We start from the raw sequence: 13,692 nt of genomic DNA on the forward strand, positions 1-13,692 counted from the left end.
AGGATTGACGTAGCTATTCCATTAAAAAATATAGACTGAGGAATTAAAGCCAGGTTGCTTTATATCCTTTATTCGCTTTTTCTTTGATCTGCTTATCCTTTTCCAGTTGCGCGGTGGTTTCCTTGGCAAATGTTTTTACATGCACCTGCCCCTTAGTGCCCACTCTTCCATAACGAACGATCAGCTTACAACCATCCAGGGCAGCTTCCCAGAAACGACTGTTCTCACCCTCTGAATTTACAAGCCGGTGAAATGTTAAATGGTCGTACGGTGTTGCGGGCGCTGCCGGGTCAGTAATAACCGGCGCAATGGGCGTTGTCTCTTCGGCTGTTTCATTGGTTGTTTCTCCCTCAGCAACTCCAGTTACGTCGGCTGATTTTTCTTCCTCCTGCCCTGCTTCCTGGTGCAGACGTTTTATTATCAGCTCCAGTACTTTATCGGGCTGGTTTAACCAGTCTTTCGCAAACACGTTAATCGTTCGCCAGTTGAATGTTTGCAGAATGGCTGGCCGCTGATAGTATTGTTCCAGCAGGTTTTCATTCTTATAATGCCGGTCATCATCCAACAGAATACTAAGACTATAAGTGGTGTCTGTAGGTTTGGCTTTTACCGCCAGGGAACATTTGAAATCTGACTGACCAACCTGTTCTGCTACCTCATATCCTTTCTTCTCCAGCTGCTCCTTTATTTGTTGCAGAATGATATTATCAGCTTTTACTTTTGATCTTTCTTTTTTATGCAACACGAGGCTATCCAGAATGGTACGGGCCGAACGCATATCACCACAGCTCACCAATTCTGAATATTGCAAAAAGCGTTTAAAGTAATTGGCGCCTTCATTATATTCATTGGTGATATTATGGTGCCTGATACTGCTCACCACGGCCATATGTTTTTTGGCCCGGCTGAAGATCACATTCAACCGCTTTTCGCCACCCTTCTTATTAATAGGTCCGAAATTCATGATCATCTTTTTGCGGGAATCAAAACCATAACAAACGCTCATGATAATGATGTCGCGCTCATCGCCCTGCACATTCTCCAGGTTCTTTACAAACAACCCGATAAACTGGTCCTCTTCCGTACGCCCCCAGGCATCTTCCAGCGCCTGTTCAAAGGCTTTGTCTTTCGATGCCAGGTTCGTCAAAGCGTTTTCAATGGCTTCCTGTTGTTCCTGGCTGAAGGCTACTATGCCTATGCTTTCCTTCACTTTCTTAAGCAGCAGGGTTTTCACCATATAGGCTATATAATCTGCCTCATCGGTATTAATGCGTTTTTCATATACACTATTCGGCAGAAAATGGAAGCTGATACTGCGGTCAAATAAAGCATCTACATGTTGGGTCGCTTCCTGAGGCCTGGTTATTTCTATAGATTTCTTTTCGGTATGATGAATGGTCTTATCAGGAATTGTCAGCAGGTTCGCTTCATAAAAAGCGTGGTTGCTAAAACTGATCAATGTCTCAAACCGGCTTCTGTAGTGCCAGCCCAGCATTACATTGCCCAGCTTTCTGGCACCCTGTACCAACAGGCTGTCGGCATCATTGCTTAACAATTCATCATCCTCATTATCAGTAAACACTTCCAGGTCGTCAGGATCTTCGGTACGCACCGCAAAGAAGTTGGTAGGGGGCATTTGTTTGTCGTCGCCCACAATAATGGTTTGTTTGGCGCGATACAAAGCCGGGATCCCTTCTTCCAACGTGATCTGACTGGCTTCATCAAAGATCACCACATCAAAGAAATCAATATCTACCGGCAGGCTATCGCTTACACTCAACGGACTCATCAGCCATACCGATTTAAGGTCTTTTAACACCAGGCCGCTTTCTTTACCCGAAAGTTCCCTGATACTCTTGAACCGGATGCTTTTATTGAATTCGTTTTCCAGAATTTTACGGCCTTCGGTATAATTCTTTTTAAACTCCCGCTGCTCCGGTGTCAACTGGCTGCTGGCGATATTGCTTAATTCAACATTATGCAGAAAGCGTTGCCGTACAGTGGCCCTGATATAATCGGCATTTACCTTCAGCAATTGCTTGTAACAATGTTGTATTTGACGCACCGCCTTTTCAATGGCGTGCATATCGGTATTGGCAAATACTTTATTCTGGTGATAAATGTGCGACAGCGTTTTATTGGCCATACCTGCTTCTGCCTGTAATGGCGTAACCGATATGTTCCTGAGCACTTCTTTTACCGAATCGGGCAGCTCTGCATACTCGCGCAACGCTGGCAACAGATCACGCAGGCTTTCAGCATTCATACTAATGCTTTCCAGCTCGTCGTAAATGTCACTTACCGGTTTGGTATCATACTCATTTAAACATTGCTGTAACTGGGTTTGCAGTTTTTGCATGCTGTTATTGAGCTTGCTCAACTTTGTTACCAGTTGGTTGGCCTCTGCATGGTGCAGTAAATAATCTATTTCTTTATCGCCCTTTCTGGCCCTGATGCGTTCAATGCTTAAATGGGTGAGGTCAACATTGTCAACTTTATATTGCTGTTGCAGAAAATGCCGTTCCATGGCCACCATATTGGCGGCATCATATTCTTCTTTGAGTTGTTGCAATACGGTACCATAACCCGGGTGTACTGCATGCTGGCTGAAATCGTAACATTCATCGATCTTGTTCTTCAGCCGGTTCCATTTGCTGTTCAGGAATTTTAAAAACGATTCTTCGTATTTGGCTGCTAATGGTATCGCGGCCAGCATATCCTGCTCGCTCAGCCTTTCTTTCCAGTTCTTATTCCGCGCCTTGATCTGTTCATAATGCTGTTGCTGCTGTTTGTACAAATGAACGCCCTTATCAAATTTGCGGGCCTGCTCATTACCTTCATCAACCAGCGCCAGGCTATCTGTTTCTGCCAAGGGATTCAAAACAATAGCCACACTTACCAAGTTCTTTATCTGCTCCAGGCGGTTGGTATGTTCGGGGGGAATATTATTATCCTTTACAACAGCCGTAATATCTGTGAGCAGGTTGCGGGAATGCAACAACAGGTTTTCCAACACCGTTTGCGGGTTCTCATTGCTGAAGATGTTTTCATTTATCTTACTGAATGGATGTTCCGCAAATGTGGGCTCTGCACCTGTTTCTTCCAGGGCATTGCTCAATTGCTGAATAACGCTGCCAAATTCCAGCCATTCTTTATAATGCGGTAAGGCATCTGCTTCTTTTGCCGGCCGGGTAATCAGGTGTTCCTTTAACTCCACTACCCTTTCCAGTAATTTTCTGAATTCAATACCGGCCTGCTCAGGAATGGCAGTATGCGTAGCATGGAATTGTTTCAACAGTTCCAGCTGTTCATTGGTTTGTTTTAATAAGGCATCCCGGCTCAACTGGATCCTTTCAAGGTCCATTTTATTTTTGGTAAAATCTTCGTACGTTTCTTTCAGGTTGCGGATAAACTCTTTTTTATCACCCAGGCTGTCGTGAATATAACAGCACAATTCATCAAGCCCCTGTTGTTTCAGGCGATGGTATACGACATCCAATGCAGCGCGCTTTTCGCACACAAACAAAATGCTATGGCCACGGGCGGCAAAATCGGCGATCAGGTTGGTGATCGTTTGGCTTTTACCGGTTCCGGGCGGGCCCTGAATGATGTAGCTTTCTTTTTCCCTGCTTTTTAAGATGGCTCTCGTTTGCGTAGGGTCGGCAGTAATTACATGGTACCAGTCGTCTGTACTGTTCCAGTTTTGCGTGGTATCACTGGTAGGCTTGGGTTTGCTGCTGAACAGTTGTTCAAACACTTCATTGGGCACCTGGTTATCGATCACAAAATTGTAATCGCGCACCAGGCTCATTTTTTTATAGTTGAAATTACCCAGCACAATGTTACACATATCAAAATCCCAGCTGTAGGGATTGCCTTCACTTTCTGACAATTCAAATGACGGGCGACGCTTGTCGGCCATACTTTCAGTTAATTGTGAAGGCACAATGGGGGCATCTTCATGTCCCAGCGATTCCAGGAAACCTTGTTTAGGTTCCACTCGTTGCCGGAATATTTCCAGTCCCAGCGGTTTATATTGTTCCTGCTGATAGCTGTACCCAACATCTTTATAACTGTTCAACTGCTTGCCCGAACGTTGCAACCGCTTTTTAAAATTGGTGACCGTTTGCTTGGCTACATTATGCACCAGGCGAATGCGTGGCTTTTGGATATAATTCAGCACAATGCCCTGGTTGGCGGCATCTATCTGACCTTTTAATAATTGATAGAATTGTTCCGGCGTCATTTCATCCAGATCTACATAATCCGGCAATTCAATGCCGTATAGCTCTTTCAGGTAACTGGCCAGCACCGGGTTTACCTCCGCCACATTATCGGTGATCTTTAATACATAATGGTCTTCCTTTAATTTCTTGTTCTTCTTCACTTCGGCAGGTACCAATAACAAGGGGCTTTGTATTCTTTCTTCTGCATCTTCCTTTAGGTTGTGCCAGTTCAAATACACTATTACCAGCTTTAACTGACTGAACCCATATTCCTGGATGTCGCGCTGGGCTTCTATGCGGATCTTATCGAGTGAAGAAGGTAAATACAGGTGGTCTTCGAACCGGAGGTATTTGTTCAACACAATTTCTTTCATGCCGGTTATGCGGTCGGCAATGTCTTTGTTCCAGGTAAATAACAATTCCGGACGAATGCTTTGATAATGCAGCACCATGGGCACGCTGCTTACTGTAAGGTTTACAAACCGCATATTCGGTTTGTAATACAATAACCGGTTCCGCCTGCTGGTGTCGAATAAACGATTGCGAAGCTTGTTTAAGATAAGCTGGTTGCGGTTGGTCAATGATTTATTGATCCAGCCGGCAATATTACTTAAATCGGTTTCTTTTTCAGGATCATAATCCCGGTAATGTTGCAACCTGTTTACTATATCATACAGGTCCTGCACGCGTTTCTGGCGGCTAAGTTCCGTCATCTCAGCAATGAGCGCGCTGATGGTGGGGTGTATACGATGATTGTACAGGATGGGATTGCTGCGGTATTTTGCAAACAGCGCCAGGTCTTTTTCTTCATATAGGTTCAATCCCAGGGCCATGCTACCCAGTACACAACCCAAACAAAAAATATCGGTCAGTTCATCGTGATGGCCCAGGTTCATTTCAAAACAACGGTAACCGGGTATAAAGGCCGGGAACGACAGCGTTTCATTACCATTCAGGTGGATCTTTACATTTTCCACCGATACGGCACTGTCATCGATCTCTATTTCCGGTTTTGCAGCGCCGCCTGGTTCAAAATGGCGGGATTTATGTCTTTCAAATAAGGCTATTACTTTCCCTATTGCATTCATTGGCTTGTGCGCAGCCCGTTCATCGATATCCATGCGGTTATCGGTAATAAACAGGGCATTTTCATTTTCAAATGGCGCAACAAGGCCGGCTTCATGAAAGCCGATCACCTCTTTACAGAGCGGTAGTACGAATGCAATCACATCGTCTGTTGCATAGTCACCATTATCGAATGCTGTTTTCAGAAATTGTCTGAATGATTGAACCTGTATTGACATAATCAATAAATTGAGATCTAAATGGTATTAATGGGATTTGATTAAGCGGTAGCGTCGTCTTCAAGCACTACCTGCTCCTTCTCGCCTTCTTTTAATTTATACCAGGCGGCCATTGTTTTTTGTTTGTGCTGTTGCATTTTCTTATCGCTCAGTTGTAACTCCTTTTTAACAATAGCGTCAAAAATGGCTGCCAACTGAATGGTTTCTGCAAACTGAAAGGCCCAGCCAAAGGGTATTTGTTCCAGGGCGCCATCAACCAGGGCAAAATCAAGCATAATGTAACCCAGGTAATCTTTTATACTGGTATACGAGCCACTGATCGTTTCTACAAACTGTTCATCTAACGTTACATCCTCATCATAAGAGAAATCAGCAAAATATTGTTTGGCCAGGTTGGTAACAAGCGTACTGCGGAACCAGTTAGGTTTTAATAATAATTGCATGAACTTCCTGGTGAACTGTAACAATTCTTTTTGTTTAAATACATCCAGTTGGTCCAGGTCGGTACTGCCCTCTATCATTTTTATAATTTCTTCTTCGGCCGCTTCTTTTTTCTCATGCCAAAGCTGAATGGCCCGGGCCCTGATGAAATTTTCGGGGTGAGTAACGGTGGCTGCTTTCACCCCACTGGCAGTGGAGAATATTTCTTCCGCCTGCTTCGCGTAGCTTTCTGCACTTACCTTATCCAACCCCGTTGCTATTTTAACTAACGAAGTAATTACGGGCGCGGTATCACCTACAACCGTATAAGCACCACGGTCGCAATATATTTCAGTATATAGTCTGTATAAACGGGCCGTTTCATAATAGGCAGGCTCACTGTGATAGTTACCGGCAATGGCCATTATAATACGCTCGGCAGTTTCCAACTCACCCTGTAGCGTACTGTATAATTTTACATGGGTCAATTCATGCGCCAGTATAGCCAGTAGTTCGTTCTCATCCAGTAACTGGGTGATACGACCACTGAAAACAATATGCGCTTCATTGTTCAGGTAAACAATACTCGCATTCATTTCATCGGTGTATTGCGCCTGGTAAACTGTAACGGGTAATTGTTCAAGCCCTAATAATGTTTTAGCCTTTTCAACCTTTTCATAAATAGCCGCATCTGCCTTAACATCAAATTTGTAAGTATTCTTTAACAATTCAGTTTTATATTGGGCCAGTTGCTCTTCTTTTGTCTTAACTGCAGCAAAAAAATTCCAGGTCTTCGTTTGCAGAGCAAAATGATCCCGAACTTTCAAGTGATATGGAAGCGCTTGTAGCATATATTGATATATATAGTATAAAAGAATAAATATCTTGGGACGATGTACCTAACTGGCACAGGATATTAGAAAGGGAAGAGAGGCGAACCCGTAATGATTTCAAATACTATGCCCTTTTTACCGAAACGCATTGCCGGATGATTTATTTGCCTCCCAACTGACATTAAGAATATTTTGGGAAATCACTTTTCATTAAAAGAAAAAAACCGGCCGCTACTTGTAACAATAGCATGCGCGTGTTAAACCTTGTACAGGTTCAAACAGGGATAAACGTAATAGAAGGTTTGTTTTTGTGAAAGTTTAAAACAGACAACTCCCTCAGAAGAAGATATTTTCCCACATTTTATTTAATCAGATACCGGCTGGTTGCTGCATATCCTGCAAAACCTTTTGCAATTCGATAATGGAGTCTGTTTTTGATACAAAAGCATGGGCGCCTACCTGCAGGGCCCGTATTTCTTCGCAAGGATTGTTGGTCATAGAAAAAGCAATGATCTTAATGCCGGGCCATTTTTCCTTTAGGGCGGCAATGGTTTCAAAGCCGTTCATTACCGGCATATTCAGGTCGGTAATGCAAATGTCGGGTGCGTTGACTGTAGTTAATTGTCGCAGCAGGTCTTTGCCATTAATGGCAGTCAGCACGATTTTGTATCCCCACAATTCGAGTATTTCCTGTATCCCGTTCCTGATAACCGGGGAATCATCTACCAGTGCTACCTTAGTTCCTAAACTGTTCATAATTACATAAATTAGATTGGTTCTTAGGGGCATACCCATATTACATACAGGCGCCAGGTTTAACAGGGTTTATCAAGGCAATCGAAGGAAGGAGGTCCTAATTAGGATCAATGGTAGGATTGTTTGTATGGCAAATGTATATACATTTATAAACCGGCAAAAACATACAGCAGGCTTAAACCGGTAAACCAATACAATCACTCCGTCAAAATACATGTTTTCATTTACCCAGGGCCATTAATGTCATGATTACATTTGTATTTTATTCAGGAACGGGGGGCTGATTATCCACAATCGCATTACTAAATATTGCTATTTAAAAATTATGCGCTAATCTTGTATTGAATCGTTTTCTATGAAAAAGTAATTGTGTGAACTGAGTGTTTATGCACCCTATAAGCATATGGAAAACGATTTCCCGAACCAATCAACCAATCAGCTGCTGATTCAGCATATCAGTGAAGCTGCTTTATTTACTGATCCCTGCTTTACCATAACTGCCTGCAACCCGGCAGCATCGGTATTGTTCCTTTACAATCAACAGGATATACTGGGGCATTCCATCTCTTTCCTTGTTCCTGCTTCTTCAACAACAAACAGCCGGCCTTCTATTGTAAATACCACATTCAGGGAGGGTATTATTGAGTACATAGATAGCACTGGTAAAATCATACTCCTGCATACTACCCGGCAAGCCATTGCACCCGGTTTACCAACCGGTGGTTACTTATTCATTTACAAGCCACTTGATGCAGATCATACTTCAACTGGTTCATTTGCCCAGCTGCGCGAACTGAGCGAACATCTTTTAAACATCCGGGAAACCGAACGCACCAGGATTGCCCGCGAAATTCATGATGAGCTTGGGCAACAGCTCACTATTCTGAAAATGGATCTCTCCTGGCTCAATCAAAAACTTAAGAACAGCGGGGACGCCAGTGTTTTACAAAAAACAGGTGATGCATTGATAGTGCTGAATGAGACCATAAGAGCTGTGCGCCGCATTGCCACTGAGTTACGTCCCAGTATGTTAGATGATCTGGGTCTTATTGAAGCCATGGAGTGGCAAAGCAGGGAGTTTGAGAAAAGATCGGGTATCAAAATAATTTTTGAATCAGGTATCTCGCATTTGCCGGTTGATAATGATGTTGCCACATCCCTGTTCAGAATTTATCAGGAGGCCCTGACTAATATCGCCCGCCATGCCAATGCTAAAACTGTTCTTAGCAAATTGCAGGTAATGAATGATCAGGTGATACTGACCATAGCAGATGATGGTGTGGGCTTTGATATGCAAACGCTTGCAATAAAAAAAACATTGGGATTATTAGGTATGAAAGAACGCGCGCTTATGATGGGCGGACGTTTTAATATAAACAGCAAACCAGGTGAAGGCACTACGATCATAGTGACTACTTCCCTTTAAATAATCTGAACCATGAAAGTACTGGTTGCCGATGATCATGCTATAGTTCGCAAAGGACTAAAACAGATCTTATTGGATGAATACCCGTTTGGAGAAATTGAAGAATGTGCCAATGCTGAAGAATTAGTACAGAAAGCTAATGAAGGCCAATGGGATGTAATTATCAGCGATATTTCAATGCCCGGACGCAGCGGTTTGGAGGCATTGCATCAGATCCGGCTATCACACCCCCGTCTGCCGGTGCTTATTTTAAGCATGCATCCCGAAGAACAATATGCCATTCGCGCATTGAAAGCCGGCGCTTCTGGTTACTGCAGTAAAGACCTTGCTCATGAAGAACTGGTAAATGCAGTAAGAAGGGTATTGACCGGTAAAAAATATATTACGCCCTCACTGGCTGAAACCCTGGCTACACAATTGGAAGAAGAAAACCTGCCGGAACCTTATAAACGTCTTTCTGACAGAGAATTTGATGTATTTAAATTACTGGCTGCCGGTAAATCAATTTCTGATATTGCAGACTATTTTTCTTTAAGTACTACTACCATCAGTACATACAGGGCGCGTATTCTGGTGAAAATGAACTTTAAAACAAATGCGGATCTGATCCGGTATGCGCTGGAGAAGAAACTTATTTAATCAATCGTTTGTGTAATTGTAGTTATTATACTACAAATCAATTTAAGCAACGATTACAAAACAAAGACAAAACACACTATTAATTAAAAGTCATAATATGTTAATTTTGATACAAAGTTGTTGCTATGCCACATAGAAGATTCACGGTGTTGGTTGTTGACGATACTGCCTTATTCCGGCAACGGATCATTCGCCTGCTCAACGATCAACACATTCATCTGATCTTTCAGGCTCGCAATTTTGAGGAAGCGATCAGTTGCATACAAAATGCAACCGTTAACCTGGTATTATTGGATATCAGCATGCCGGGCAAAAGCGGCATTCAACTACTGAAATTGATCAAAAGCAGGTATGCAGCGATAAAAGTCTGGATCATCAGTAACCATGCTGATGAATATTATAAACAGGTTTGTATGTCGGCCGGCGCTGATCACTTTTTTGATAAATCACTCGACTTTGAAGAGATCGAGCACAAATTGAGAACCATTGGAAATGAAATGCAAACAACCGAAATAGCTAAATAAACGTATCATTATATCACGTGAGATCCAAAACCCGTAGCCCGTATGTCTGAAGAAGAAAAAGTAACGATTGCTGATACCTATGAAGGCTATTATTTCGCCATCATTAATGAACATGGCTTTATTCAATATGCCAATGACCAGCTGGCGCAATGCCTGCATATTGAAAAAACCCTTCCTTCAACAAACCTTTTTTATAATTTTCTTTCACCTGTAAGCGCCGAGCTTTTAAAAGACGCTTTGCAAAAAGCGGGGTTTACCACAAACCCTTCCTATTTAAAAATGAACCTGCTAAATAGCATGGTCCATAAAGCCAACTGGCGTATAGCCCGGTTAAAGTCTGCGGCAAACAACCCGGAACTTTTTATTTGCCTGGGATATAAAACAGATTTCGAAAAACCAACCCATACACCCACACCCGGCATCCTGGTACTCGACTGTCAGGGTCATGTAGTAGATGCCAATGAGAAAGCCGCCACCTTTTTAAACACCAATCCTGAAAGTCTGCTGAACAATCCACAGCTGGCCGACTTTTGTAATTCCTTCAAAATATTTACCGATCCAATATCCTTTGAAAGCTCTCCGCTTATGAAAACTTTGCTGGCGGGCAAGCCTTATGAGCAGGTAATTGAAATGCGTGCCGACAGTCCCAACAGTAAATGGTTACAATTTGCCTTCTATCCACTCTTTAATGACAATAGTACCGTACCTTTTTCTTTTGTAGCTCTTATTAATGAATTGCCCTGGCATAAAGAACCACATGCCAGCGACAAAGAATTGTTCCAGAAAGAATTTTTAAATCTTACTTCAGCCATGACCTGGCTGATCGACGATCAGGAGCGGCTTATTTTTGCCAACCCGGCCTTTCTTCGCTTTCTGGGTTTGAATGAAAATGTCCTGAACAAAAAAGCCGTTGAAGTAATCCCACCTTTCTTTACTGAGATCTTTGAAAAAGAACACCGCAATGTGCTGTCCACCGGGGTGGCGCATAAAAAGATCTATAAGCATCCCCTGGCAGATGGAACAACCTGTTATTTCCTGGTGAACATCTTTCCCGTTCACCATAAAACAAACAAACGACTGCTGGGTGGCGAAGCCATGGACATTACCTTCGGGTACAATGTGCATGAAGAAATTGCCCGGGCCAATGAACGGTTGATCCGTTTAACCCAGGTAACCACTGACGCTATTTGGGAATGGGACCTGAAATCAAACCAGGTATTCCGTAGCAAGCCATTGATTGAACTCCTCGGTTCTCCCGATAAAGAAACCATTACCAATAACTGGTGGTACAATCGCATTCACCCCGAGGACAAGGAACGGGTTGAATTAAATGTTGCCAACCTGTTGCGAAATAATGTTTCCAGCTGGCAGTGGGAATACCGGCTTAAATACCTCAATGGCACTTATAGAACCGTTCGCGACCGCGGCATTGTGGTGTTTGAAAACGAAAAGCCGGTCAAGCTTATCGGTTCCTTACTTGATCTTACCGAAATAAAAGAACTCGAGAACCTGTTGTTGCAGGAAAAGATCAAACACCAGAAAGAAATTGCCAAGAGCATCATCGATACGCAGGAAAAAGAGCGCACCCGTATTGGACAGGAACTGCACGACAACATCAACCAGTTGCTACTGGTGGCCAAATTGTATATGGGTCTTTTAAAACCAAGTGAAGCGGGTAATAAGGAAATAGCGAAGAAAGTAGTAGAATCGCTTGACATGGCCATTTCCGATATACAAACCATTTCAAGGGAAATGGTATTACCGAAATTGAAAGAAAAGACCCTGGCTGATGGTATCAGTGAACTTGTTAAAGATGTAAAAAAGACCTGCCCGTTCAAGATCAAATTCCAATGCCATAAACAATGGACCGATGATATTTCTGAAGGCAAAAAGATTGCCCTGTACCGTATAGTGCAGGAACAATTAAAGAATACCATTCAGTACAGCAAGGCTACCCATGTAGTTATTCAATTAATCAGTAACACCAACTCTGTTGAACTCATTTTTCAGGATGATGGCGTGGGATTTTGTCCACTGAAAAAAACAAAGGGCATCGGCCTGCGGAATATTTACGACAGAACCACTTTCTATAATGGAACGGTTGATCTGCATTCCTCGCCTGGTTGCGGTTGCCGGTTAAAAGTGACCATTCCGAAGAGTTAAGCTGATTGATTATATATTAAAAAAAACGAGCCTCATCCCGGAGCTCGTTTTTTTTATTGAGTAAAATGGCTAACTTTTGACCATGCAGTTACAGCTCGTTAAAACACAGTCGGCAGACATAAAAGATTTTCGTCAAATATTCCTGCAGGAAAACAATTTTCAATTCATATATGATAAATGCCATTACTATGGCTGGGCCGATGTGTATGTGTTTATCTCCAATGAAGCGCGTATTGGCTATGGGGCCGTGTGGGGTTCCGATAAAAGAGAAGACCGCGATACCATTTTTGAATTCTATGTGCTGCCTCCATACAAAAAATATGTGAGTTCAATTTTCCATGATCTTATTTCCACTTCCGGCACTACAAAGATCGAATGCCAGAGCAACGACCTGCTGTTGACAGGCATGCTGTACGAGTTTGCCAAGAATATTTATGCTGAAGCCATCTTGTTTGAAGACCATGTTCAAACCAGTTTTCAGATGACCGGCGTGCATTTTGGCAGAAATCAAAAAGAAGAAAATAAAGGGGCCGATGTGGGCGGATACTATCTTGTACAACACAGCGAAGTAGTGGCCAATGGCGGGTTTATGCTCAACTATAATTATCCGTATGCAGATCTTTATATGGATGTAAAAGAAAACTGCCGGCAGCGTGGGCTCGGCAGTTTACTCGTACAGGAACTTAAAAAAGAGATCTATCGCATGGGCCGGGTTCCCGCCGCCAGATGCAATATCAGTAACAATGCATCTAAAGCCACTTTAATAAAAGCCGGCATGAAACCCTGCGGATTCATTCTGAGAGGCGATATCAAAAATGGCGGCGCTATTTAAACGCTTACTTTTTCTACAAAATTTTTCAAATTTGTACCAATGATAGAGGTCCACCCCTGCATGAAATTCCCTCTTGCAAAATCAGGGTTGGTTGCCGCCAGTGTTTCCAATCCTTCATGGGTCAATTTCACCCTGGTTTTATCTCCTTCTTCAAACAATTCAAACGTTACAAAAGAATTGCCATCATAACCATCGTACCGCCAGCTATACTGTAATTTCTCACCCGGCACCACTTCCGTTACCCGGCATTTATGTAAATAGGTGGGGCCTCCCTTGGGACCACCTTCAAATTGAAATTCAAAACCGGGCTCCGCCTTAAAGGCTGCCAGTTTAAAATACCATTGGCGCATTTGGTCTAAATCGGTAATGGCCTTCCATACTCTGTTGGCCGGCGCATTGTATATGCGCTCAACGATCAATGGTTCGTTTTGCATACTGTAATTTTTTTTATTTGCGTTTACAATTCGTTGTAAAGGCGTACTATCTCCGTTTGGTAAACTTCAATTTATTTGCCAGTACGTACAGGCTGGTGGTTACACACCGGTTATGTAACCATCCGGTTGCAAATA

General features: G+C 42.9%; 9 protein-coding genes. 5 read left to right on the forward strand and 4 right to left on the reverse strand.

The features are described from left to right. Window positions 1-43: 43 nt before the first annotated feature. The 3 genes from ACJ751_RS21355 to ACJ751_RS21365 all read right to left on the reverse strand — a co-directional run bounded on the left by ACJ751_RS21355 (window position 44) and on the right by ACJ751_RS21365 (window position 7,539). Window positions 44-5,530: an AAA domain-containing protein gene (locus ACJ751_RS21355; protein WP_407747550.1), complete on the reverse strand. Its 5,487-nt coding sequence runs from the start codon at window positions 5,528-5,530 to the stop codon at window positions 44-46. Window positions 5,531-5,571: 41 nt separating this feature from the next. Then, window positions 5,572-6,801 (reverse strand): M48 family metalloprotease, encoded by a 1,230-nt coding sequence (locus tag ACJ751_RS21360; protein WP_407747551.1) that lies wholly within the window; start codon window positions 6,799-6,801, stop codon window positions 5,572-5,574. Between the two features lie 351 nt (window positions 6,802-7,152). After that, window positions 7,153-7,539 carry a response regulator transcription factor gene (locus ACJ751_RS21365; RefSeq protein ID WP_407747552.1) on the reverse strand — a complete coding sequence of 129 codons (387 nt, stop codon included), beginning with the start codon at window positions 7,537-7,539 and terminating at the stop codon, window positions 7,153-7,155. 403 nt (window positions 7,540-7,942) lie between these two features. Between ACJ751_RS21365 and ACJ751_RS21370 the strand changes: the two genes are divergently transcribed. The 5 genes from ACJ751_RS21370 to ACJ751_RS21390 all read left to right on the forward strand — a co-directional run bounded on the left by ACJ751_RS21370 (window position 7,943) and on the right by ACJ751_RS21390 (window position 13,123). Next, window positions 7,943-8,965, forward strand: a complete 1,023-nt coding sequence (locus tag ACJ751_RS21370; RefSeq protein ID WP_407747553.1) for a histidine kinase — start codon at window positions 7,943-7,945, stop codon at window positions 8,963-8,965. A gap of 12 nt (window positions 8,966-8,977) precedes the next feature. Then, complete coding sequence (locus ACJ751_RS21375; RefSeq protein WP_407747554.1) at window positions 8,978-9,604, forward strand: response regulator; 627 nt, start codon at window positions 8,978-8,980, stop codon at window positions 9,602-9,604. Between the two features lie 125 nt (window positions 9,605-9,729). Continuing rightward, window positions 9,730-10,128 carry a response regulator transcription factor gene (locus ACJ751_RS21380; protein WP_407747555.1) on the forward strand — a complete coding sequence of 133 codons (399 nt, stop codon included), beginning with the start codon at window positions 9,730-9,732 and terminating at the stop codon, window positions 10,126-10,128. A 42-nt stretch (window positions 10,129-10,170) separates the two neighbouring features. After that, window positions 10,171-12,291 carry a PAS domain-containing protein gene (locus tag ACJ751_RS21385; RefSeq protein ID WP_407747556.1) on the forward strand — a complete coding sequence of 707 codons (2,121 nt, stop codon included), beginning with the start codon at window positions 10,171-10,173 and terminating at the stop codon, window positions 12,289-12,291. 82 nt (window positions 12,292-12,373) lie between these two features. Beyond that, window positions 12,374-13,123, forward strand: coding sequence for a GNAT family N-acetyltransferase (locus ACJ751_RS21390; protein ID WP_407747557.1), 750 nt, complete (start codon window positions 12,374-12,376; stop codon window positions 13,121-13,123). Here ACJ751_RS21390 and ACJ751_RS21395 read toward each other — a convergent pair. Then, window positions 13,120-13,557, reverse strand: coding sequence for an SRPBCC domain-containing protein (locus ACJ751_RS21395; RefSeq protein WP_407747558.1), 438 nt, complete (start codon window positions 13,555-13,557; stop codon window positions 13,120-13,122). The two genes, ACJ751_RS21390 and ACJ751_RS21395, sit on opposite strands and share 4 nt — an antisense overlap. Window positions 13,558-13,692 lie beyond the last annotated feature (135 nt).

It is taken from the genome of Niastella sp., from assembly GCF_045805085.1.
Taxonomy (GTDB): Bacteria; Bacteroidota; Bacteroidia; order Chitinophagales; family Chitinophagaceae; genus Niastella.